The organism is Sorangium sp. So ce176 (assembly GCF_051519835.1).
GTDB classification, from domain to species: domain Bacteria; phylum Myxococcota_A; class Polyangia; order Polyangiales; family Polyangiaceae; genus Sorangium; species Sorangium cellulosum_G.
The window spans coordinates 5,464,115-5,487,460 of the sequence record NZ_CP150371.1; the positions used below are offsets into that span (position 1 = coordinate 5,464,115).

Genomic DNA, 23,346 nt, shown 5'->3' on the forward strand with positions numbered 1-23,346 from the left:
GTTTCACCGCGGGCGGCCGGATGTGGCAGCATGCGCGCCGGAGGAACCCCACCGTGCGCCTCGGGATCGATTTCGGAACCACGCGGACCGTTGTCGCGTGCTGCGACCGCGGGAACTACCCCGTCATCAGCTTCCAGGACGCGGCGGGGGACACCGTGGACTTCTACCCCTCCGTGGCGGCCGAGCGGCAGGGGGAGCTCCGGTTCGGCTTCGACGCGCTCGCTGTCGCCTCGGACCCGGAGTGGACCGTGCTCCGGTCGTTCAAGCGCGTGCTCTCGGGCCCCCGCGCGTCGCCCGACTTCGAGGTCGAGATCGGCAGCACGAAGCTCCGCGTGCTCGACCTCCTGACGCTGTTCCTGCGGTCGCTCCGCGACGCCGTGCTGCAAAGGTCGAACCGGCCGAAGAAGACGGACGACGACGGGCGGCTCATCTGCGTGGTGGCGACCCCGGCGAACGCCCACGGGACGCAGCGCTTCGTGACGCTCGACGCCTTCCGCCGCGCCGGCTTCGAGGTCATCGCGCTCCTGAACGAGCCCTCGGCCGCCGGCTTCGAGTACACGCACCGCCACCGCAGCACGATCACCTCGAAGCGCGAGCACATCATCGTGTACGACCTCGGGGGCGGGACGTTCGACGCGTCGCTGGTCCACATGACCGGGCGCAGCCACGACGCCGTCGCGACGGCCGGGCTGAACCACCTCGGCGGCGACGACTTCGACGACGCGCTCGTCGCGAGGGCGCTCGAGGCGGCCAAGCTGGAGCGCGAGGACCTGCCGGCGCGCGCGCTCGCGGCGCTCGCCGACCAGTGCCGCGAGGCCAAGGAGCGCCTCAACCCGAACTCCCGGCGGATCGTGATCGACCTGGAGGCGTGCCTCGGCGAGCTGGCGCCCGCCCACGAGGTGACGATCTCGGCGTCCGACTTCTACGACCGGTGCGTGCCGCTCGTGGAGGCGACGATCACCGCGATGCAGCCGGTGATCGCGCGCCTCGACGCCGGCGCGGGCGAGGCGCTCGCCGACATCGCGGGGATCTACGTCGTCGGCGGCGCGAGCTCGCTGCCCGTCGTCGCGCGGACGCTGCGCGAGCGCTTCGGGCGGCGCGTGCATCGGTCCCCCTACCCCTCGGCGGCGATCGCGATGGGCCTCGCCATCGCCGTCGACGAGGACGCGGGCTTCGAGCTCTCCGACCGGCTGTCGCGCCACTTCGGGGTGTTCCGGGAGAGGAGCGGCGGCGACGAGGTGGTCTTCGATCCGATCTTCGACCGCGAGGCGCGCGTCCCCTCGAGCCAGGAGGCGCCGGTGGTCTCGCGCCGCGTGTACCGGGCGGCGCACAACGTGGGCCGCTACCGCTTCGTCGAGTGCGCCTCGCTCGACCGGCTCGGCGTGCCCCACGGCGACATCACGGCCTTCAGCGAGGTCGTGTTCCCCTTCGACAGGAAGCTCCGGGACCGCGCCGCCGAGCTCGCCGCCGTGACCGTGGAGCGCATGGGCGGCGAGGGGCCGCTGATCGAGGAGCAGTACGCGATCACGCCGCACGGGATCGTCGAGGTCACGATCACGGACGTCGAGGCGGGGTACCAGCGCGTCTATCAGGTAGGGGCGTGAGCGCGGCGCTGGCCGGCGCCGCTCGTCGCGTGGCCGGGGGCGCCGGGCCGTCAGTTCATCAGCCGTGAGCCACCCGGGGGCCGCCGCCCCGGCGGCGGCGCGGCGAGCGGACCCGCATGGTGGTGGACCATCTTCCATTGCCCGTCCTCGAGGACGAAGATGTTCGTCGCGCACAGGTGAGCAGGCGCGTCGCCGTTGGCCTCGAGGCACGTGACGAAGGCGAAGTCGCCGAACAGGCGCGCCACGGCGCCCTCGCAGCGCATGCGCGCGGACGGGGCGCTGCGCAGGATCTGGCTCCAGCTCTCGAGCACGCTGGCGCGCCCCGAGATCGCCTGCATGCCGGGATGAGCGCAGGCCACGGGCGCCTGCTCGGCCCACAGCCGGCACATCGCCTGGTGATCCCCGGCGCGGAACGCCTCGTAAAACGCCTCGTTCGCGGCCAGGACGAGCCGCTTCGCTTCGACGCTCATTCATCGACCATGCGCGCCGGCCAGCGCCGACGCAAGGGCCTGGACGCTCGGTTCACCGGCCGCGCTCTCCCCCCTCCTCGCGCTCGCCATCCGGATCACCGCGACCTGGGTCGGGCCGCCCGCGCGCCGCGGGCCGTTAGGGGACGATCCGGCGCAGCACCTCGACCACCATCGGGAGCGTCGCCAGCGCGCCGAGCGTCGTGACGACAGCGGTGGCCGCGGCGAACTGGCCGTCGCAGCCGTACCGCGCGGCGACGATCACGGACACCATCGACGTCGGCATGGCGGACTGCAGCACCGCCACCTCGGACACGGGCCGCTCGAGGCCGAGCGCGACCCCGGCGACGAGCGCGACAGCGGGGGCGAGGAGCAGCTTCACCGAGGCGACGGCGGCGAGCGGGCGCACGCGGCCGCGAAGCGAGCGCAGGTCGAGGCTCAGGCCGAGGGCGAGGAAGACGAGCGTCGGGGTCGCGCTCCCGAGCGCGTCGATGGCGCGTTCCACCCACGTCGGCAGGGGGATCGGCAGGGCGTGGAGCGCGAGGCCGGCGGCGATCGAGAGCACGTTGGGGTGCAGGAGCACCCTGAGCAGGCCGCGCGCGCCCGCGTCGCCGCGCGCGTCGCCGTCCGCGCCCATGCGCGCGGCGAGCGCGACGCCGAAGGTCCAGAGCATCAGCGTCGTGACGATGCTGTCGACGAGGATCGCCGTCCCCGCCGCGCCGCCCGCGGGCCCGTAGAGGGCGAGCACGACGGGGACGCCGAGGAACCCGGTGTTGGAGAAGCTGCCGACGAGGCCGGCGGCGCCCTGCGCGGCGCGCGGGAGCCCGAGCGCGCGCGCGACGGCGATGCCCGCGAGGGCGCACGTGAAGAGCGCGAGGGTCGAGGCGGCGACGGCGCCCCACGCGCCGTGGCCGATGCCGGAGCGGCGCAGCACGGAGACGATCAGCGCCGGCGTGGTGACGTCGATGACGAGCCGGTTCAGCGCGGCCGCGTCGGCCTGGCCTCCGCGGCCGAGCGCCCTCAGCAGCACGCCGACCCCGAGCACAGCGAAGAGGGCCAGGAGCTGAGAGATCAGGTCGCCCGACGGCACGGGCGGCTTGTAGCTCCGCGGGGAGCGGCGTCCAGCGGTCTCGTTGGGCAGGGGGCGCGCGTCACTGAGCGCGTCGTCCCGGGATCCCGCCGGGTGACAGCGGCGCGGGGCCGTCGTCGGCCGCGGCAGGACAGCTCTCCGCGGTTTCGCCGCTGCAGCACTCGGCCTGGTTGGCGCCGAACATGGGGCAGCGGCTGTTCACGCAGGCGGCGTGGCCGTGGAGGTAGGCGAGGGGGGAGGTGCAGAGGGGGCAGCGCATGGGGGGCCGAGGGGGGATCTTATTGGGTATCTCGCGTTGTTTGTCTCGCGTCGTCGTTCGCCGCCCCCCGTCCCCCCGTCTCCCGTCTCCCGTCTTACGGCCGATCGTCCTCGTCTGGCGTGCTCGTGCGCGTGCGCGTGCGCGTTCTCGCTCCATCCCGATCTCCCGTCATCGGGAGAGTGTCGCGGACGGCACGACCGAGCACGAGCACGAGCACGAGCACGAGCACGCGCACGAAGAGGCGCACGAAAGACGGGAGACGAAAGACGGGAGACGAAAGATGGGCGACGGGGGACGGATTGACGAGCTCCGGGCCGCGCTCGCGCAGGCCGCCCCCCCTCACCCCCTCACGGCAGGAGGTCCTTCACCGCCTGGATGACCGCCTGAGGATTCATGCCCAGCCGGTCCATCACCATGTCGCCGGGCGCGCTCGTCCCGTACCGATCGATCCCGAGCGCGATCCCCTTCGACCCCACCCACTGGTGCCAGCCGAGGGTGACGCCGGCCTCGATGGACACGCGGCGGGTACAGGCGGCGGGCAGCACGGCCTCGCGGTAGCCTCGGTCCTGGCGCAGGAACCGCTCGACGCAGGGCATCGAGACGACGCGGACTCCGCCGCCGAGCTGCTTCGCGGCCGCGACCGCGTGCTGCACCTCGCTGCCCGTCGCGATCAGGATGGTCTCGAGCGCCGCCGTCTCCTTGATCAGCACGTAGGCGCCGCGCCGGACGCCCTCGCGCTTGACGGCGGCGTCGCCCGGCAGGAACGGCACGGCCTGCCGCGTGAGCGCGAGGACGGTCGGCCCGTCGGTGCGCTCCAGCGCGGCGATCCACGCGCCGGCCGTCTCCTCGGCGTCGGCCGGCCGGATGACGTCGAGATCGATGATGGCGCGCAGCCCGGTCACGGTCTCGACGGGCTGGTGCGTCGGACCGTCCTCGCCCACGCCCACCGAGTCGTGCGTGAAGACGTAGATCACCGGCAGGTGCGACAGCGCGGCCAGGCGGATGCTCGGCCTCAGGTAGTCGGCGAACACGAGGAACGTCGCGCCGCTCGGGCGCAGGCCGCCGTGGTAGGCGATGCCGTTCATGATCGCGCCCATGCCGTGCTCGCGGATGCCGGCGCGGATGTTGCGGCCGCCCCAGTGCTCCGGATCGAAGTCGGTGCTCGACGCGATGTAGTTGAACGTCGAGCCGTACAGATCGGCGCTCGACCCGATGAGCGCGGGCACCGCCTCGGCGACGGCCTGCAGCACGGTCTCGCCGGCCTTGCGCGTCGCGACCTTGGTGCCTTCCGCGAAGGCGGGGACGCGCGCGTCGAGGTCCGCGGGCACCTTCCTCGAGGTGCCGTCCTCGAGCTGCCGGGCGAGCTCCGGGTTCTTCTCGCGCCACGCCTGGAAGGTCGACTCCCACGCCCCGCGCGCCTTGCCGAGCTCCTCCTTGCGCTTCGCGAAGAACTGCTTGACCTCCTCGCTCACGTAGAAGTGCTCCGGGGGCAGCCCCAGGGCCTTGCGCGCCTGGTCCACGAACTTCGCGCCGCCCTCGCCGTGCGCCTTCTGGGTGCCGGCGACCTCGGGGATCCCCTTGCCGATCAGGGTGTGGACGATGACGAACTTGGGCTTGCCGCTCTTCGACGCGCGCGCCTGGCTGAGCACCTTGTGCACGGCCTCGAGGTCGTTGCCCTGCTCGACGCGGAGCACCTCGAAGCCGTAGGCCTCGAAGCGCTTGCCGGTGTCCTCGCTCTGGGTCTTCGCGGCCATTGCGTCGAGGGTGACGTCGTTGGCGTCGTAGATGACGATCAGGTTGTCGAGCTTGAAGTGCCCGGCGAACGAGGCCGCCTCGGCGGCCACGCCCTCCTGGAGGCAGCCGTCGCCGGCGAGGCAGTAGACCTTGAGGTCGAAGATCGTGTGCTCCTTGGTGTTGTAGCGGGCGGCCAGCATCTTGGCGGCCACCGCGTGCCCCACCGCGTTGCCCACGCCCTGCCCGAGCGGGCCCGTCGTCGCCTCCACGCCCTCGGTGTAGTGGTACTCGGGGTGGCCGGGCGTCTTCGACTCCCATTGCCGGAAGCGGCGGATGTCGTCGATGGACACCGGGTACCCCGCGAGGTGCAGCCAGCCGTACAGGAACATGCTGCCGTGGCCGGCGGACAGGACGAAGCGGTCGCGGTTCAGCCAGTGCGGTTCGCTCGGATCGTGGCGGAGGAGGTCGCCATAGAGGACGGCCCCGATCTCGGCGGCCCCGAGCGGCAGGCCGAGGTGACCGGACGAGCAGGCGTGGACGGCGTCCATGGCGAGGCCGCGGGCCATCGTGCACGCGGCGGCGAGCTTGGCAAAATCAGGCATGGCGCGCACTCTAACCTACTTCGCCTCGAAACGCGCCCCTTCACTCACCCTGCCCCTGGCGACGGCGCCTGGCCTTCCCGGGCGCTCCGGCGCGCCCGGCGCTCCGGAGGCGGTCCGGCCGCCTCGCCAGGGCCGAGATCGGCGCTCCGGGGGCGGTTCGACCGCCTTTCCAGGTCGAGAGCGATGCTCAGGGAGCGGTTCGACCGCCCTTCCAGCACCGAGAGCGATGCTCAGGGGCATGGCGGTCGTCGCGCCTGCCGCGATGAGGCCTCTCCAGGCACGGTGAGCCTCGTGTGACGCCCCGAGGACACGCCACGGTGGGTTCACGGCGACGACACGATCGCGGCATACCGACACAGCGTTCCAGGACATCCGATCTGCGTCGCCAGAACGCTGGCGCCTGAAAGCTGCTTGGCGCGCCGAGGCGGAGTGGCGCCTCCTTGACCGAGCTGCCGGCCCCGGGTATTCGGGCCCTGTGCCCGCCGCGTCGCCTCCACGGGGGAGACGACGCTGCCCGCGCGCCACCTCCCCATCCGATCGCCGATCGCCGATCGGCCCGATCGTGGCGCAGAGTCCATCCATCGACACACGACTTGCGTCCTGGCGTGAGCGTGACGCAAGAGGGAGTGATCCATCATGAAGAGCACCCGTCCATTCATCGAATGGGCCGCGGCAATCTGCCTTGGAGCTGCCCTGGGGCTCCCCGGGACGAGCCATGCTGCGGCTGGCCCCATCGACGCTTCCGACATCGACGTCACAGAGCTCACGATCGCGGAGATCAGGTGGGCTTACATGACCAGGCGTTACACCGCAGAGGCGTTGACGCAGGCGTACCTCGACAGGATCGACCAGTACGAGGCGTCCTACAACGCCTTCACGTTCCTGAACCCCGATGCGCTCGAAGAGGCGCGCTCGATCGACAGGCGGCGAAGGAGGGGCGAGCGGCTCGGCCCGCTGGCGGGGATCCCCGTGGTCATCAAGGAGTCGATGGACTTCGTCGGATCGCCGTCGACGTCGGGCTGGGCGCCCCTCAGCTCCGCGGCGGGCGGCGTCGATCTGTTCCCGATCAAGAACGCCGTCGTCGTCGAGCGGCTGATCGAAGCGGGCGCCATCATCCTCGGGAAGACCAATATCCCGGCGTTCAGCGACGACGGCACCCGCGCGAACAGCAGCTGGGCAGGCCCCACCTACAACGCCGTGGACAGGGACCTGGCGCCGGGGGCGAGCAGCAGCGGGACGGCGACGGCGGTGGCCGCGAACTTCGCGGTGCTGGGCCTCGCTGAGGAGACGGGGGGCTCCATCCAGAACCCGGCGGGCGCGCAGAGCCTCGTCGGCGTCAAGCCGACGTTCGCCCTCGTCCCGACGACGGGCATCGTGCCGCTCGCGGGCAGCACGAGGGACGTGGCAGGGCCCATCGCGAGGACAGTCCTCGACGCCGCCCTCGTGATGGACGTCCTCGCCGGGTACAGCCCGGAAGATCCCAAGACGAGCGCTTCCAACGGGCACCTGCCCCGCCATGGATACACGAGCGAGCTGAGCCGGAACGCCCTCCGCGGCAAGCGGATCGGGCTGTATGGCCCGGGGTGGCGCCTCAGCGACCTGTCGCCGGAGACGCAGGCTCTCTACGAGAGGACCATCGAGGAGCTCGAGATCCAGGGCGCGACAGTCGTCGAGGATCCGTTCGCCGGGAGCGGCTTCGCCGAGCTGGCCTTGCCCGGCGAGCCCTACGATTTCCGAGGCACCGAGTCCGCTGCCCACGACTTCCAGAGCTACCTCGAGGGGCTGACGTTCAACGGAGACGTTGTCGGCACGATCGATGAGCTGACGCTCATCACAGGGATCTCGCCGTTCCAGCCGGACGGCGGTCCGCTGTCCTGGTACGCAGGCGCGCTCCCCGTGCTGGCGGACTCGCTGCTGCACCCCGAGGTTCTGCCCGATCTGTCCGCCTTCTGGGCGCTGCGGGGCCAGTACCTGAGCCTCTTCGACGCCGTGATGACGGCGCACGACCTGGATGGCCTCGCGTTTCCGCAGACGTACGAGGAGGTCCCCGAGCTGTTCAGCAGCGCGACCTACGCCGCGACAACCGAGTCGGCGATCAACATCGCCGGGTTGCCCGGGGTCGTCGTGCCCGCCGGTCAGTACAGCAGCGGCGCCCCCTTCGGCCTGATCTTCGTCGGCCCGCTGTGGAGCGAGGCCCGCCTGCTCGGCTTTGCTTACGATTACGAGCAAGCGACGCGCCACAGGATCGAGGCTGTGCTGACGCTGTAGCGGGCGCGCGGCGCGCGGCGCGGCGTGGCGGGCCAGGAAACGGCCCGAGCCCAGGGCCGAGCGCGGGGGGCGCTCGCGGTCCTTGGGCTCGGGCGCGCGACGTTCGTCAGGTGGAGGCTAGTTCGAGCGGGTCGTCGGGTACCTGTAGAAGCTCTGCGCCCACTCGATGGTCCAGATCGTCGGCTCCACGTACACGTTCTTGTCCGTGCCGAGGATCATCCCCTGCTTGATCTGCGCCATCGCCGACAGGAAGATCTTGCGGTCGTCCTCCATCCGCGGCCGCATCACGGTCGAGGGCGGGTACAGCTCCTTGACCTGCGCCACGACCGCCGGGTCGTCGATCCACCCGTCGACCCCGTGCTCGCCCTTCGGCAGGCGCGAGCCGCCGGCGTCCAGCCAGTCGCGCAGATCGTTGGTGCCGCGGTTCATGCCGTCCGCGTGGCAGCCGATGCACGAGCTGCCGACGTTCAGGCGGCGGTCCGGGCTGGCGAAGCCCACCAGGCTGTTGATCGCCGCGTCCGAGGCGTCCCGGGCGATGCGCGGATCACGCACGATGTTGACGAAGGCGTCGACGCGGCGCTGGTTGAAGCCGCCCCACAGGGCGTACCCCTGCAGGCCGTTCGGCAGGTTCCAGATGGCCTCCTCCGCCGACTGCTGGAGCCCGTCGGTCCCGGTGTAGTAGCGGCAGTTCAGGAAGCCGCTGCCGCCGTAGCTCGGCTGCCCATCGCACCCCTCCGGCTCCGTGCCCTGGGGCTGCGCCAGGGTCGCGATGAAGCTGTAGTTGTTCGCCGAGCCGCCGAGGCCCGTCCCGCTGATGAACTTCGGGACGGGGTGCGCCCAGAAGGGGAACCGGATCTGACCGGTCTCGTACGCCTGCTCGATCGTGTTCACGCCACCGTCGAGCTGACCGGTGAAGACGTCCCACGTCTTCCAGTAGAACCCGCCGGTCTTCGTCCGCGCCCGGTAGTACATGCGGGAATCGACCGTGATGGCCTGCTTCGTGAGCATGTACTCGTACGACTTCATCCCCTGATCCCGGATGACGCCGATCTCGGCCTCGAGGTCCTGCGCGTACCACGGGATCGCCATGATGGCGTTGTACACGTCCGGGCGGGTCAGCGTGTAAACGAGCTGGCTCGCCTCGATGTAGTCCGCCTTGAAGCCGTTGGTGTTCTTCGGCAGCACCGCGCTGTCCGTGGCGCCCTCCACGTTGCCGGCGAGGACGCGCCCCCAGACAAGCTTCGCGAAGCTCGGGTCCCGCTGGACCTCGGCTGTGTACCGGTACCGCTCCCTGAAGGTCACGTCGGAGCCGACCGGCTCACCGAGGTAGTTGACCGTCGTCCTCCCGAAGAAGACGTCGTCGTCCGACCCGCCGAAGTGGAGCTTCGTGACGCCCTTGTTGTAGCCCCAGTAATCGCGGGTATCGAAGCGGTAGACAATGCCCTTGCCGTTGATGTCCACCGGGTTCACGACCCGCGGGGCCCAGCGCGCGACCGAGTTCAGGGCCTTCGACAGCCCCACGCGGGCAACGTTCATCTCCTCCGCGCTGACGCCCTTGTTGTGGAGCTCGTGCAGCGAGGCGTACTTGATGAACTCCGCGTCGGCCGCGGCGACGGTGGCCTTGTCCGTCGCGATCCACGCCCTGACCTGGTCCTCGGTGACCTTCTCGGCCGCCGCGACGGGGCGCGGGGTCGCCGGCAGGGTCGGCGCGACGGCGTTGGCCCACGCCGTGACGGCGTTGAGCATCTGCGTGTTCGCGTCCCTGCAGCTCGACCCGAAGCAGTTGTGCCGGTCGATGCCCATGCGGACGACGAGCTTCGAGTCCGCGGGCTTCCTGAAGTTCACGCGCGTGAGCGCGTACTGGTGCGCCAGCGCCGGATCGGCGTCGGCGTGCATGGGCGACTGGGCCTTGCCCGCCGAGCCGTGGCAGCCCGAGCAGTTGGCGGTCAGGATCGGGTAGACAGTCGTCTTGAAGGCCTCGAGCGACGTGGCCATGTTGAAGTCGCTCGGGAGGCAGACGGCCTCGACGTTCAGGCCCCCCTTGCCGTCCGGGAGCTGGCTGTAGCCGAGCCCGCACCCTCCAGGCGGGGCGACCCCCACCTCGCCCTCGCCGGTGAAGCCCCCGGAGCCGCCGCCGCCGCCCGCGCCGCCCGCGCCGCCGGCGCCCCCCGCACCGCCCGTGCCGCTGCTGGAGCTGCTCGTCGTTGTCGTTGCCGTGGTGGTGGTGGTCGTGGTGGTCGTGGTGCTGCTGCTCGAGCCGCCGCTCACGGCCCTGAGCGAGAACTTCTGGTTGTCGCCGTTCGCCCAGCCCCACTGCTGGAGGCGGGCGCCGTCCGCCGTCGACCGGCCCGTGACGTCGAGCACCTTGCCGCTGCTCCGGACGTTGATCCGCTGGACGCCGGAGGCGACATCGACGAACTGGAACTGCTGGTTCGCGCCGGAGGTGCAGGCGGACGGGACGATGGCGGCGCCGTTCGCTGTCGACGAGCCGCTGACCCCGAGGCAGGTGTTGCCGTCCGCGCTCTTGATCCGGAAGTATCCGCCGCCGGCGTCCTCGGCGCGGAACTGCTGTTGCCTCGCGCCGCTGGTGCAGGTGGCGATCACCGCGTTCCCGCCCCGGATCTCCACGCACTTGTTGCTCTGCCGGCCGACGAGCGTGTAGGTCGCGCCCGGATCGATCATGACGGCGCTCTCGAGCACGCCGCCCTCTTCGCTCTCGTACTCGTCCGCGACGCCGACGCAGGAGACGGCGAGAAGGCCCGTCCCGGCGGCAAGCAAGACACGCCTGGATGCGAATCCCATGTGATTCTCCTCGTTAAGTGAGCTAATAAAAATCTAACTGTCTGCAGCTCTACGCTGGCCCTGCGTCGACCGGGAGCGCTCGCCGCGCGATGCTTGCCCCGGAGGGATGGCCCCGTGGCCATCGTCGTGCCGGTGAATCTCAATCACGAGATGCGCTGAGCGGGTAGGCTCGTTCGGTGCGCGATCAGGCACCGCGACGAAGGTAATTCTTGTTCCAGCTCGCCTTGCCGGTCAAGACAATCGTGTTGTCGGCCAAGACAATCGTGCATTTTGCGCGATGCCCTGACTATTACGAACTCACAACAACGGCAGTTATCGTGTGATGGCTGGTGGCGCAATATCCGACATGGACCCAAGCCCCTGCACGCGCCGTCCGCCCGTGGAGCTGAACTGGTTAAGCCTCACCTGAATTCGATACGCCGCAACGCCCGCTGGATCGTCCGTTGACCAGGCCGTCATGTACATGAATTCATTCAGAAATCCAGGCTATCAGGCAGGTGGCGGTGTCCCGGGCGGGCGTCGCTCGAGGCGCCGGGCGAGGAGCACATCTGGAGAAGAATTTAACGCCAAGGTGCCAGGGCGCAACGGGCGACGGAGACAGATCTCGGTCGCAGAAATAATTTTCGATTCTCGAGATCAAATCGCCCACTCGAGGGAATTACCCTGGTTCACTGCCACCCACGGCGGGCTCTTGTCGAGCGCGGACGACCTGAGCCGCGGTCCATCACCGCATCAGCGACCGGGACGGCGCCTGTCGTCGAGGGCGACGGCGCGGCTTTGCTCGGCTCGCTCGTGAGCGAGGCGATCACGGCAGTACGCTGCAACGGGTCAGTCGGGCCGAGCTCGCGCGCTAGCGCTGCGGCGCGCGGGGCCACAGCATGATGGCCGCGCCGACAAGGCAGATCGCCGCCCCGATCCAGTCCCGACGATCGGGGACCTTCCTGTCGATGCCCCAGCCCCACAGCATGGAGAGCGCGATGAACACGGCGCCGTACGCGGCGTAGACGCGGCCGAACGTGTGCTCTGCCGCCTGCATCGTGGGGATGACGCCGTAGGCCGCGAGCGCGACGAACCCGGCGACGCCGAGGAGCACATGGCGCTGGTCGCGCAGCCAGAGCCAGACGAGGTACCCGCCGCCGATCTCCAGGAGACCCGCGGCGAGGAACAGGAGCGCGGCCCACATGCGCCGAGCCTACCAGGAAGCGCGAGGCCCGCGGCGCTCGCGCGCTCGAGCGCCCGTGGTACGCTCCGCCGGCACGTGGTCCGACGTCGAAAGCGAGGCGCGGCAGCGCCGCCGCGCGGCCCGAGGTGGGACCGCGCCCCGGACGCCCGGACTGCGGACCACGCGCAGCCGGGGCGAGATGGCCCACGGCGCCGCGCGCGAGACATCAAGGCACAGCTCGCTCGTCACGGTCGGTGCGACCTGGGAGCACGAAGGACAAGGACGGAGAAACACATGAAGATTCACCTCATCTCGCTCGTGATCGGCGCCCTGGCCCTCGGCTGCGCGGCGTGCTCCAGGGAGGCGCCGAGCGCGGAGAAGGCCGCGCCCGATCCCCAGCCGGCCGCGGCCGCGCAGGCCCCGGCGAACGCGGCGCACGCGCCGAGCGACGTGAAGCCGGGCTCCCACGACGACTGGTGCGGCGAGCATCAGGTGCCGGAGTCGCAGTGCAGCCGCTGCAACCCGGAGCTGGTCCCGGCCTTCAAGGCCACCGGCGACTGGTGCGCGGAGCACGGGCTGCCCGAGTCGCAGTGCCTGAAGTGCAACCCCGACCTGAAGATCGTGAGACCGCCGAAGGAAAGCTGACATGGCCGGCCGCATGCACGTCCACGCCGTCCACGTTCGCGCCCTCGTGCTGGTGCTCCTCGCCGCCCTCCCGGGCTGCGGGCGCCGCGAGGCGGACAGGGCCGCCCAGGAGCACGAGAAGGCCGGCGCGAGGCCCGCGGCCGGGCCGAGCGCGGAGGGCGCCGTGTGCAAGGAGCACGGCGTGCTCGAGGCGCTCTGCACGAAGTGCAACCCGCGGCTCGCCCCGGTCTTCCAGGCCCGGGGCGACTGGTGCAAGGAGCACGAGCTTCCGGAGTCGATCTGCCCGATCTGCCACCCCGAGCGCGGCGGCAAGCCGGCCGCGGACGTGACCCGCGACGAGGCGCCGGCCGACGGGACCAAGGTCAAGCTCAGGACCAGGGACACGGCCCGGCTCGCCGGCATCCTCACGGCGAAGGCCGTCGAGCGGCAAGGCGGCGGCGGGATCCCCGCGACAGCCAGGATCGTCTACGACGCGCTCAAGGTCGCCGAGATCAACGCCCGCGCCCCGGGCGTCGTCCAGAAGCTCTTCGTGGACGTGGGCTCCGAGGTCAAGAAGGGCGCGCCGCTCGCGGTCATCGACAGCGCCGACGTGGGCGCCGATCGCTCGCGGCTCGCCGGCGCGCTCTCGCGGTCGAGGGCCGCCGAGGAGAACCTGCGGCGCGAGGAGCAGCTCGAGAAGGAAGGGCTCGCCTCGCGCAGGAGCGTCCTCGCCGCGCAGCAGGAGCTCGACGCAGCGCGCGCCGAGCGCGCCTCGCTCGCCGCCTCGCTGGCCGTCGTGGGCGCGAGCGCCGGCGGGGGCAGCGGCTACACGCTCGCGACCCCGCTCGCGGGCGTGGTGACCCAGCGGCGCGCGACGGTGGGCAGGCTCGTCGGCGTCGAGGAGACCCTGTTCGAGGTGGTCGACGTCTCGAGCATGTGGGCCGAGCTCGACGTCCCCGAGACCGAGCTCCCGGCCGTGTCGCCGAAGATGCCGGTCGTCATCGAGGTCGACGGCCTCGAGGGGCGGAGGCTCGAGGGGGAGATCACCTACGTGTCGCCGGCCATCGATCCTGCGACGCGCACCGCCAGGGCGCGCGTGCCGCTCGCGAACCCGGGCGGCGCGCTGCGGGCCAACATGTTCGGCCGGGCGCGCATCCTCGCCCCCGCGCGCGCCGCGGTCATGGTGCCGCGCGCCGCGGTCCAGCGCGCGAGGACGGCGACGCTCGTGTTCGTGCGGCTCGCCGACGACCAGTTCGAGGCGCGGCGCGTCGAGATCGGGGCCGCCGAGGGCGACCTCGTCGAGGTGGTCAAGGGCGTGCGCCCCGGCGATGAGGTCGCGACCGAGGGGAGCTTCCTGCTGAAGACAGAGACCCTCAAGGAGAGCATCGGCGCCGGCTGCTGCGGCGAGGACTGAGGCGCGGCCATGCTGAACGCCGTCATCACGTGGTCGCTGCGCCACCGGTTCGCCGTCATCCTCGCCGCGATCGGCCTCGCGCTCGCGGGGATCTGGTCGTTCCGCCGCCTGCCGATCGACGCGTTCCCCGACACGACGCCGGTGCAGGTGCAGATCAACGCCGTCGCGCCGGCCCTCTCGCCTGTCGAGATCGAGCGGCAGATCACGGCGCCCCTGGAGCAGGCGATCTCGGGCCTGCCAGGGCTCGAGGAGGTCCGCTCGCTGTCGCGCTTCGGCTTCGCCCAGGTGACGGTCCGGTTCGAGGACGATACCGACATCTACCTGGCGCGCCAGGTGGTCCTGGAGCGGGTGCAGGGCGTGGCGCTGCCGCCGGGCGTCGAGCGCCCGCGGCTCGGCCCGGTCGCCACGGGGCTCGGCGAGGTGCTCCACTACGTGGTCACGGGCAAGGGCAAGCCGCTGAGCGAGCTCCGCGCGATCCACGACTGGGTCATCGCGCCGCAGCTCCGGTCGGTGCGCGGCGTCGCCGAGGTCAACGCCTGGGGCGGCGACGAGCGGCAGATCCAGGTGCTCGTCGACCCGGCGGAGCTCACGGCGCGCGGGCTGGCGCTGGGCGACCTCGTCGAGGCGCTCCAGCGCAACAACGCCAACGTGGGCGGGGGCAACCTCGACCAGGCCGGGGAGACGCTGCTCATCCAGGGGATCGGCATCGCCACCCGCGCGCGCGACATCGAGGAGATCGTTGTCGCCGCCAGGGCCGGCGCGCCGATCCGGATCCGCGACGTGGCCCGCGTGGTCGAGGGGCGCGAGATCCGGCGGGGCGCGGTGACCGCGGACGGCCAGGGCGAGGTCGTGCTCGGGCTCGGCTTCCTGCTGATGGGCGAGAACAGCCACGACGTCACGACGCGGCTCAAGGCGCGCCTCGACGAGGTCGAGAAGAGCCTGCCGGCCGGGGTCGACGTCGCGATCGTCTACGACCGCACCGAGCTCATCGACAGGGTGCTCGCCACGGTGAAGCGGAACCTGCTCGAGGGCGCGCTCCTCGTCGTCGCGGTGCTCTTCGCCTTCCTCGGCAACCTGCGCGCGGGGCTCATCGTGGCGTCGGCGATCCCGCTGTCGATGCTCTTCGCCGGCAGCCTCATGCTGCGCGCGGGCGTGGCCGGGAGCCTGATGAGCCTCGGCGCGATCGACTTCGGCCTCATCGTCGACAGCTCGGTGATCATGGTCGAGAACTCGGTCCGGCGGCTCTCGGAGGACCGCGCCGGCCGGAGCGCCGCGGACGTGGTGCGCGACGCGTCGATCGAGGTCCGCAAGCCGACGATGCTCGGCGAGCTCATCATCATGATCGTCTACCTGCCGATCCTCGCCCTCGAGGGGGCGGAGGGGAAGCTGTTCCGGCCGATGGCGCTCACCGTGATCTTCGCGCTCCTCGGCTCGATGATCCTGTCGATCACGCTGATGCCGGCGCTCGCGAGCCTGCTCCTGCCGCGCCGCGCGAGCGCGCGCGAGGGCGCCGTCGTGCGGCTCCTCGGGAGGGCGTACATGCCCGTGCTCCGGGGCGCGCTCCGCTTCCGGTGGGCGGTGCTCGCCGGCGCCGCGCTGCTGCTCGCGAACGCGGCCTTCCTCGCGACCCGGCTCGGCGCGGAGTTCGTGCCGCGGCTGCGCGAGGGGACGATCGTCGCCAACACGGTGCGGCTCTCGGGCGTCTCGGTGGGCGAGTCGATCCGCTACGGCACGCAGATCGAGCGGGTCCTGATCGAGCGGTTCCCGGACGAGGTCGAGCGCGTATGGACCCGCACGGGCACGGCCGAGGTGGCGACCGACCCGATGGGGCTCGAGGTCTCCGACGTGTTCATCACGCTCCGGCCGCGGGAGCGCTGGAAGCGCGCGGCCACGCAGGACGAGCTCGTCCAGGCGATGGAGGCGGAGCTCGCGGGGCTGCCGGGGATGCGCGTCCTCTACACGCAGCCGATCGAGCTCAGGCTCAACGAGATGACGGCCGGGATCCGGTCCGACCTCGGGGTGAAGCTGTTCGGCGACGACCTCGACACGCTGAAGCAGAAGGCGCGCGAGATCGAGGCGGCGCTCAAGAAGATCCCGGGCGCCGCGGACGTTGTGACCGAGCAGATCACCGGGCAGCCGGTCCTCGAGATCGAGGTCGACCGCGACGCCATCGCCCGGCACGGCATCGCGGCCGCGGACGTGCTCGAGGTCGTCGAGGCGCTCGGCGGCCGCGAGGTGGGGGAGATCCAGGAGGGCGAGCGCCGGTACCCCGTGGCGCTGCGCATCGACGATCGCTACCGCGAGGACCCCGCCTCGATCGGCCGCATCCTCGTCGCGGCGGCCGGCGGCGAGCGCATCCCGCTCGCGCGGCTCACGAAGATCCGAACTGTCGAGGGCCCCGCCGCGATCCAGCGGGAGTGGGCGAAGCGCCGCATCGTGGTGCAGGCCAACGTGCGCGGCCGCGACGTGGGCAGCTACGTGGACGAGGCCAGGGCGAGGATCGAGCGCGACGTCGATCTGCCGCCCGGCTATTACGTCCGCTTCGGCGGGCAGTTCGAGCACCTCGAGCGGGCGGAGGCGCGCCTCCTCGTCGTGGTGCCGGTCGCGCTGGGGTTGATCCTGGTCCTGCTCTACCTCACGTACGGGCGGCTCGTCGATGCGGTCCGCGTGTTCACCGGCGTCCCGTTCGCCGCGATCGGCGGGGTCGTCGCGCTGTGGTTGCGCGGCCTTCCGTTCAGCATCTCGGCGGGCGTCGGGTTCGTGGCGCTGTCGGGCGTCGCGGTGCTCGGGGACATGGTGCTCGTCTCCACCGTGAGGCAGCTCGTCGCCGCGGGCGTCCCGGCGCGCCGGGCGATCGAGCTCGCGGCCGAGCGGCGCCTGCGCCCTGTCCTGATGACGGCGCTCGTCGCGTCCCTCGGCTTCGTGCCGATGGCGTGGAGCACCGGCGTCGGCGCCGAGGTGCAGCGCCCGCTCGCGACGGTCGTGATCGGCGGCGTGATCTCGTCGACGCTGCTCACGCTGCTGGTCCTGCCGGTGCTCTACAGCCTGGCGGGCGGCCGGCGCGGGGAGGAGCCCGAGGCGGAGGCCGGGGCGCCGGGCGACGCCGGGGCCGCGCCGCGCTCCGCTGCGGCCTTGCCCCCGGCGGCGGAGTAGGCCGTGCGCGTGCCTCCTCGCCTCCGCGCGTTCGGCGGCGCCGCGGGCGTCCTGATGCTCCTCCAGGCGCTGGCCGTGGGCCTCTACTGGGCCGTGGAGCACGGGCGCGCGGCGGAGCGGCCGGGGCGTCCGTTCGAGCACGAGCAGCTCTCCGGCGCCGAGCCCGCGCCCGACGAGGCGCTCGCGCGGCCGGACGGGAGCGCGCTGCGCCTGCGCTCGCTGCGCGGGCGGGCCGTGCTGCTCCACGTCTGGGCGACCTGGTGCGCGCCGTGCCGCGCCGAGCTCCCCGCCCTGCTCGATCTGGGCCGGGAGCTCCAGCGGGGCGGGCAGCTCCAGCTCGTGGCCGTGAGCGTCGACGAGAGCTGGGACGTCGTGCGCGCCTTCTTCGACGGCGACGTGCCGCCCGAGGTCGTGCTGGCCGGCTCGCCCGCGCTCGCGCGGCGGCTCGGGGTCTCGACGCTCCCCGACACGTTCCTCGTGCGCCCGGACGGCAGCCTGGCGCTCCGGTTCACGGGCGCGCGCGACTGGAGCGCGCCCGAGGCGAGGCTGCTGCTGGCCGGGCAGGCGTGGACGGGGCGTGGAGCGCTGGATGCGCACCCGCGCTGAACGGCGAGCCCGGACGGCGCCGGACTACTTCTGGTTCGATCCTGCCACGCTCGAGCTCTCGGGCTTCCACCTCGTCGACGGGCAGTATCAACCGCTCTCCCCCGATGCCTCGGGCCGCGTCTGGAGCGCGCAGCTCGGGCTCTTCCTGGGCGTGGAAAGAGGGCAGCTCCGCTTCTTCACCCCCGCGGGAGAGCTCGTGCCGGCTGGCCTGGAGCTCGCCCAGCGGGCCGAGTCCGCGGAGCAGCGGGCAGCGCGGCTGGCGGAGAAGCTCCGGGAGCTCGGCGTCGATCCCGACACGTTGAAGTAGCGGCCGGTTCCCGCGCCCTGGTACGACATCCCTTCGGAGCGCGGCCCGCTTCCGGGGCGCGCCAGCCCTTGCCCGGGAGGACCGATGGCCGACATGCTCGTCAGTTTGCTCAAGCTGCCGCCGCTCGACCCCGTGATCGAGGCCATGCGGCGGAGCTCCGTCGTGGTGCGGCGGGCGGCGCCGTACGAGATCACGCCCGTCCGGCGGTTCGTCGAGCGGCACTTCACGACGGCGTGGGCCGACGAGATCAGCGTCGGATACACGAACAAGCCCGTCAGCGTGTACCTCGCGATCCGCGGAGGCGAGGTGATCGGCTTCTCCGCCTACGAGTGCACCCGCCGCGGCTTCTTCGGCCCCACCGGCGTGGCCGACAACGAGCGGGGCAAGGGCGTCGGCCACGCCCTGCTGCTCGCCTCCCTGCACGGGCTCGCGCAGATGGGATACGCATACGGCATCATCGGCGGCGTCGGCCCCGCCGGCTTCTACGCGCACGCGGTCGGCGCGACGCTCATCCCGGACTCCACGCCGGGAGTCTACGCCGACCCGCTGAGCGACACGGTCCCGCACGACAGCGCAAGGCCGCCCCGCTGACCCGCGCGGCAGCATCGCCGCCGTGAGAGATCTCCTGAGCCCCGTCTCTCATCACCTGACGGATCGTCACCGGCCATCGCTGCCGAGGATTGCGGAGCTCCCCGGACGCGCCGTTCGCCGCGCCGCGCATCGACTTCGGCGCCGCTCACCGGTGCTTCGTCCGCTCGGTCTCCGGCGCGTGGCGGACGAAGCAGAGGGTCCGCACGCACATCGAGGCGTCGCGCGCCGGATACGCGCTCGCCGCGCGCGAGGCGAAGCGCCAGGGCGCTCCCTCGAGCGTGCGCGCCGGCGTGCAGGCGAGCGCGCGGGCGGGCGCGGGCGCATCGTAGAGCCCGCCGGTCCCCTCGCCGACGCGGCGCCCGCCGCCACCGGATACCGCCTTGACGGACGCCGCGCTGTCGGGGAAGGTCCCCTCCCGAGCGTCCCTGGAGGTCATGATGAAGCTCTATTTCAGTCCTGGTGCTTGTTCGCTCTCTCCCCACATCGTGCTGCGCGAGGCGGGCCTGGAGTTCGACATCGAGCAGGTCCACCTCGGCACGAAGCAGACGAAGTCGGGCGCCGATTTCAACAAGATCAACCCGAAGGGCTATGTCCCCGCGCTAGAGATCGAGAGCGGTGAGGTGCTCACCGAGGGGCCGGTGATCGTCCAGTACATCGCCGACCAGAAGCCCGAGTCGGGGCTCGCGCCGCCGGCCGGCACCCTCGGCCGCTACCGTCTCCAGGAGTGGCTGAGCTTCATCAGCACCGAGCTGCACAAGCAGTTCGCCCCCCTGTTCAAGCCGAGGACCTCGGACGAGCAGAAGAGCGCGGCCAGGGAAGCGATCAGCCGCCGCCTCGATTACGTGGCCCCGCGCCTCGAGGGCGCCGCGTACCTGATGGGCGACCAGTTCACGGTGGCGGACGCGTACCTCTTCACCGTGCTCACCTGGACGAAGTTCGCGGGCGTCGAGCTCGATCGCTGGCCCGCCCTCGTCCGGTACAGGGAGCGCGTCGGCGCCCGCCCGGCGGTCCAGGCCGCCCTGGCGGCCGAGCAGGGGTAGTGCGCCGCGGGACGACCCGCGTCCTCAGCCGACAGCGACAACGAGCTTGCCCACGTGCTCGCCCCGCCGCCCCTCAGGCGGTCATCCGCGCCCGGCGCAGCCCGAGCACCTGCGCCTCGGCGAAGAGCGCGACAACGAGCGCCTGCGCCGCGACGAACGCATAGCCGAGCGCCTTCGGCTCGACCCAGCCGAGCGCCAGGAGGAGCACGCTGTCGATCACCCAGAGCGCGTTCGCGACGACGACCGCGAGGACGGCGGCCCGCCGAGGAGGGCGCGGCGAAGGAAGAGTGGAGAGGACAGGAACGACATGGTGGGCTCCTTTCGTTGCATTCCGGGGCTCATCGCCCCTGGGTGGATTGGGCCTGATCGGGAGGGCCGACGCGGCGTTCGCGCCGGCTGTCCGCAGCGCCCCTGACGCATGCCCCATCCTGGGTGGCGGGCATCGGGTCGATTACCTCCCAGGTAATGGGTTGCTTCGTGGCGGCGGGGTATGCGCCGCTCTATCCCGAGCGCAGCCTCGACGATCCCGCGCTCACGGCGGCGCGCAAGGCGATCGATCTCGTGCTCGCCGGCCACGAGCCGTATCCGGCGCTCGCCATCGACGTCACCCTGTCCGAGCTCGCTGTCGAGTCGTTCTTCCCCGCGGATCAGGCGACAGCGGAGGCCCTGCGCGCGGCGACGCAACGCTGAGGGCTGGGCCGCGGAGGCGTGACGTCGGCGAGAGGCATCCTGGCCATGCCGGGGCGCGCATCACCGCCGTAGGCGGACGTCGTGCGCCGGAGAAGGCCGAGGCGACCTCACCGGTGCATGGCGATGTCGTGACGAGGAAAGGGCTTGATGCGCCGGGTGACCCTTCCGGCCGACGGGGCGGTCTTGGTCCGCCCGGGGGAGCGCGTGGGGCGCGCTGTCGGCTTCTTCGGGGCCGGCCGCGCCTTCTCGGTCGACGGCGCCGGATCGGGCCGTGTCGCGGGGATCTCGGCCGGCTCCGGGGGCCCCGGCGCGAGCAGCGGCCGCGGCGCGTCCACGACGCTGGCGAGGAGCGTCGCCTCGGCGGTGCCCGGCAAGCCGGCGCTGCGGGTGGCGACGGCGACGGCGGCGAGCGCGGCGCTGTCGGCGGCGAGCGCGGCGCCTTCGGTGCTTGTCGCGACGTGCCGGGCCGCCATGTACACGCCGGCGCCGGCGAGCATGGCGCCGAGGGCGGCGACCGTGGCGATCCGCGCCGCAGGCCGCTTCTTCTTGCGGCTCGAGGTCGTCATCATCACCGTCGTCGTGCGCTCGGGGGCGTCGCCCTCGCACGGATCGGTGTCCGCGAGCGGCATCGGCAGCCGCGCCGGCGCGGGGTGGCGCAGGGTGACCGCTGTGTCCTGCGCGCTCGCGACAGGCGCCTGCACCGGGGCCTCCGCGCCCGTGTCCTGGGTCGCCGTGCCCTGCGGCCCGGCGCTCCTCCGGCGCGACGAGAGCGCCCGCTCCAGCGCCTCGGCCATCTCCCTGGCGGACCCGAAGCGCGCGTTCGGGTCGAGCTGCAACGCCCGCCGCATCCAGTCGTCGAGCGCCGGCGGCGCCTCGGGCCGGAGCGCGCTCGGCGGCGTGAACTGGCCGGCGTGCACGGTGAGCGTGAGCCCGACGATCGTCTCCGCGAAGAACGGGACTCGCCCGGTGATCGCGTGGTAGGCGACGACGCCGAGCGCCCAGAGGTCCGCGCGGAGATCGAGATCCTTCGAGCAGGTGAGCTGCTCCGGGCTCATGTAGAGCGGCGTCCCGACGACGCTCCCCGTCGAGGTGACGCGCATGTCCCGGGCTCGCCGGGCGATACCGAAGTCGAGCACCTTGACGAAGGTCTCGCCGTCCACCTCGGTCAGGAACAGGTTGTCCGGCTTGATGTCCCGGTGGACGATGCCGAGCCGGTGCGCCTGCCCGAGCGCCTTCGCCGTCTGCGCCACGATGCGGGCCACCTCGCCGAGCGGCAGCCTCCCAAGGCGCCGGATGCGGGCCCTGAGGTCCTCGCCGCGGAGCAGCTCCATCGCGATGTACGGCATGCCCTCGGCGGTCAGCCCATGGTCGAGTACCTGCGTGACGTGCGGGCTCGTGATCTGGGCCGCGGCGACCGCCTCCCGCCGGAACCGCTCCACGTACCCAGCGTCGTCCGCGAGCTCGGGCGACATGAACTTGACGGCCACCTGCGATCTGAGCGGCAGGCGATCGGCGACCCAGATGCTCCCCATCCCGCCCCGCCGCAGGATGCGAACGAGCCGCAGCGCAGGGGTCACCATCTGTCCCGTGTGCAGGGGCATACCTCTGCTACTCCTTCTTGAAGAGGCCCGAGCCGGTGTGTCTGTCAGCTCCAGCCGAAACTCGCGTCATAGATCAGTACGCCTCATCCATTGACTCCGCAAGAGGAACACGCGCTCTTCCGCCCCTCATCCATCACCTCGACGCCGCTGACCGCACCGCGCGGGACCGCGTCGATTTCAAGCCATCACAACCGGGTCTCCTGGCGACATGGACGGACGTCGCACAGGCGCTCGTGTCGGCAGATGAGCGCACAGGAGCGCACCGATCGCTCCATCGAGTCCGCGCCCGCCGCGCGCGGGCCATCGCGGTGCGCGTCGACGAACAGCAATGCAGTGCTGCTGCTCGACCGGCTCGATGCGGGAGTCCCCGATGCCGGCCGGCGCACGCGGCGTTATACTGCGCGCCCTCATGACGCCGGACGCCCCCCTCGAGATCGCCGTGCTCGGCGATGTTCACGGCCACCTCACGCTCGCCTATCGGCTGCTCGGGCGCTGGCAGCGGGAGACCGGCCGCGCGCTCGATCTGATCCTCCAGGTCGGCGATCTCGGCGCGTTCCCTCCCCCGTTCCGGCTCGACCGCGCCACGAAGCGGTTCGCGGAGAGCGACCCCGACGAGCTGGGGTTCGCCGTCTATCACGAGGGCGGCCCGGAGCCCGACGCGTTCTTCGGGCCCGACGCGCCGGCGGATCGACGGATAGCCGCTGATACGGTGTTCATCAGGGGCAATCACGAAGACTTCGAGTTCCTCGACGAGGCGGGCGCCGGGTCCGACGCGCCGGTGCCTGTCGACGCGCGCGAGAAGATCCTCTATCTCCCGAACGGCGGCCGGTTCACCTTCGGCCGCGGCCCGCACCGGATCACGATCGGCGGGCTGGGCGGCATCTCCGACGGCGGGCGGCCCGGCCGGGATCCCGTCTCGGAGCACTACACAGCGGCCGAGGTCCGCAAGCTTCGCTCCCGCGGGGAGCGCATCGACGTGCTCCTCTCGCACGAGCCGCCGCACGGCGCCGCCGCCGCCATCCACCCCCGCTATGACGACGGCGGCTCACGCGACGTGCTCGATCTGCTCCGCGATCTCCGGCCGAGGTATCATTTCGCCGGGCATTACCACGAGCCGGGACAGCCGCTCGCCGCGACCGGCGACACGCAGAGCTACCAGCTCAACGCCGTCAGCTTTCTGAAGCCGCACCGGCTCAACCCAGGGTGCATCGGGATCCTCCGATGGGCCGGGCCCGAGGAGAGCTCCTTTGCGCTCCTCGACGCCCCGTGGCTGGGCGAGTACACGAGGTCGAACTACAGGTACCTGTGAGCGCGGCGCCGGCGGCGCCGCGC

At 71.9% G+C, this 23,346-nt stretch carries 18 protein-coding genes and 2 pseudogenes; 11 read left to right on the forward strand and 9 right to left on the reverse strand.

What is annotated here, in order from left to right:
- Positions 1-53 precede the first annotated feature (53 nt).
- Positions 54-1,604, forward strand: a complete 1,551-nt coding sequence (locus WMF42_RS20450; RefSeq protein ID WP_437693693.1) for an Hsp70 family protein — start codon at positions 54-56, stop codon at positions 1,602-1,604.
- A gap of 50 nt (positions 1,605-1,654) precedes the next feature.
- On the opposite strand, the gene WMF42_RS20455 is transcribed toward WMF42_RS20450, so the two are convergent.
- The 4 genes from WMF42_RS20455 to tkt all read right to left on the reverse strand — a co-directional run bounded on the left by WMF42_RS20455 (position 1,655) and on the right by tkt (position 5,756).
- Positions 1,655-2,074 (reverse strand): nuclear transport factor 2 family protein, encoded by a 420-nt coding sequence (locus tag WMF42_RS20455; protein WP_061606341.1) that lies wholly within the window; start codon positions 2,072-2,074, stop codon positions 1,655-1,657.
- A gap of 136 nt (positions 2,075-2,210) precedes the next feature.
- Positions 2,211-3,161, reverse strand: a complete 951-nt coding sequence (locus tag WMF42_RS20460) for an AEC family transporter (RefSeq protein ID WP_061606340.1) — start codon at positions 3,159-3,161, stop codon at positions 2,211-2,213.
- A 61-nt stretch (positions 3,162-3,222) separates the two neighbouring features.
- Entirely contained in the window at positions 3,223-3,420 is a 198-nt protein-coding gene (locus WMF42_RS20465) for a hypothetical protein (RefSeq protein ID WP_437693695.1), read from the reverse strand.
- 347 nt (positions 3,421-3,767) lie between these two features.
- Positions 3,768-5,756 carry a transketolase gene (gene tkt / locus WMF42_RS20470; RefSeq protein ID WP_437693697.1) on the reverse strand — a complete coding sequence of 663 codons (1,989 nt, stop codon included), beginning with the start codon at positions 5,754-5,756 and terminating at the stop codon, positions 3,768-3,770.
- A 792-nt stretch (positions 5,757-6,548) separates the two neighbouring features.
- On the opposite strand from tkt, the gene WMF42_RS20475 reads away from it, so the two are divergent.
- Positions 6,549-8,024: an amidase gene (locus tag WMF42_RS20475; RefSeq protein ID WP_437693699.1), complete on the forward strand. Its 1,476-nt coding sequence runs from the start codon at positions 6,549-6,551 to the stop codon at positions 8,022-8,024.
- Positions 8,025-8,141: 117 nt separating this feature from the next.
- Here WMF42_RS20475 and WMF42_RS20480 read toward each other — a convergent pair whose 3' ends face one another.
- Both WMF42_RS20480 and WMF42_RS20485 read right to left on the reverse strand, forming a co-directional pair.
- The gene (locus WMF42_RS20480) at positions 8,142-10,826 is read right to left on the reverse strand and encodes an RICIN domain-containing protein (RefSeq protein WP_437693701.1); all 2,685 of its coding nucleotides are present in this window, start codon (positions 10,824-10,826) and stop codon (positions 8,142-8,144) included.
- Positions 10,827-11,676: 850 nt separating this feature from the next.
- A complete protein-coding gene (locus WMF42_RS20485) occupies positions 11,677-12,009 on the reverse strand; it encodes a YnfA family protein (protein ID WP_437693703.1) in 333 nt (110 codons plus the stop codon).
- Positions 12,010-12,282: 273 nt separating this feature from the next.
- On the opposite strand from WMF42_RS20485, the gene WMF42_RS20490 reads away from it, so the two are divergent.
- The 6 genes and pseudogenes from WMF42_RS20490 to WMF42_RS20515 all read left to right on the forward strand — a co-directional run bounded on the left by WMF42_RS20490 (position 12,283) and on the right by WMF42_RS20515 (position 18,683).
- Positions 12,283-12,633 carry a hypothetical protein gene (locus tag WMF42_RS20490; RefSeq protein WP_437693705.1) on the forward strand — a complete coding sequence of 117 codons (351 nt, stop codon included), beginning with the start codon at positions 12,283-12,285 and terminating at the stop codon, positions 12,631-12,633.
- A gap of 1 nt (position 12,634) precedes the next feature.
- A complete protein-coding gene (locus tag WMF42_RS20495) occupies positions 12,635-14,026 on the forward strand; it encodes an efflux RND transporter periplasmic adaptor subunit (protein WP_437693707.1) in 1,392 nt (463 codons plus the stop codon).
- 9 nt (positions 14,027-14,035) lie between these two features.
- The gene (locus tag WMF42_RS20500) at positions 14,036-17,179 is read left to right on the forward strand and encodes an efflux RND transporter permease subunit (RefSeq protein WP_434048400.1); all 3,144 of its coding nucleotides are present in this window, start codon (positions 14,036-14,038) and stop codon (positions 17,177-17,179) included.
- A 9-nt stretch (positions 17,180-17,188) separates the two neighbouring features.
- Positions 17,189-17,785, forward strand: coding sequence for a TlpA family protein disulfide reductase (locus tag WMF42_RS20505; RefSeq protein ID WP_437693709.1), 597 nt, complete (start codon positions 17,189-17,191; stop codon positions 17,783-17,785).
- A gap of 19 nt (positions 17,786-17,804) precedes the next feature.
- Positions 17,805-18,092 (forward strand): annotated as a pseudogene (locus WMF42_RS20510) (Uma2 family endonuclease); the annotation flags it as partial.
- 93 nt (positions 18,093-18,185) lie between these two features.
- Entirely contained in the window at positions 18,186-18,683 is a 498-nt protein-coding gene (locus WMF42_RS20515) for a GNAT family N-acetyltransferase (RefSeq protein WP_437693711.1), read from the forward strand.
- A 145-nt stretch (positions 18,684-18,828) separates the two neighbouring features.
- Here WMF42_RS20515 and WMF42_RS20520 read toward each other — a convergent pair whose 3' ends face one another.
- Complete coding sequence (locus WMF42_RS20520) at positions 18,829-19,119, reverse strand: hypothetical protein (protein WP_437693713.1); 291 nt, start codon at positions 19,117-19,119, stop codon at positions 18,829-18,831.
- 1 nt (position 19,120) lies between these two features.
- On the opposite strand from WMF42_RS20520, the gene gstA reads away from it, so the two are divergent.
- Positions 19,121-19,723: a glutathione transferase GstA gene (gstA, locus tag WMF42_RS20525; RefSeq protein ID WP_437694312.1), complete on the forward strand. Its 603-nt coding sequence runs from the start codon at positions 19,121-19,123 to the stop codon at positions 19,721-19,723.
- A 73-nt stretch (positions 19,724-19,796) separates the two neighbouring features.
- On the opposite strand, the gene WMF42_RS20530 is transcribed toward gstA, so the two are convergent.
- Positions 19,797-19,943: a hypothetical protein gene (locus WMF42_RS20530; RefSeq protein ID WP_437693715.1), complete on the reverse strand. Its 147-nt coding sequence runs from the start codon at positions 19,941-19,943 to the stop codon at positions 19,797-19,799.
- Positions 19,944-20,200: 257 nt separating this feature from the next.
- Between WMF42_RS20530 and WMF42_RS20535 the strand changes: the two are divergent.
- A pseudogene (locus tag WMF42_RS20535) lies at positions 20,201-20,326 on the forward strand (transcriptional regulator); the annotation flags it as partial.
- 194 nt (positions 20,327-20,520) lie between these two features.
- Here the strand turns inward: WMF42_RS20535 and WMF42_RS20540 are convergent.
- The gene (locus WMF42_RS20540; protein WP_437693717.1) at positions 20,521-22,014 is read right to left on the reverse strand and encodes a protein kinase domain-containing protein; all 1,494 of its coding nucleotides are present in this window, start codon (positions 22,012-22,014) and stop codon (positions 20,521-20,523) included.
- 409 nt (positions 22,015-22,423) lie between these two features.
- Here WMF42_RS20540 and WMF42_RS20545 point away from each other — a divergent pair, with 409 nt between their 5' ends.
- The gene (locus tag WMF42_RS20545; RefSeq protein WP_199693516.1) at positions 22,424-23,323 is read left to right on the forward strand and encodes a metallophosphoesterase family protein; all 900 of its coding nucleotides are present in this window, start codon (positions 22,424-22,426) and stop codon (positions 23,321-23,323) included.
- Positions 23,324-23,346 lie beyond the last annotated feature (23 nt).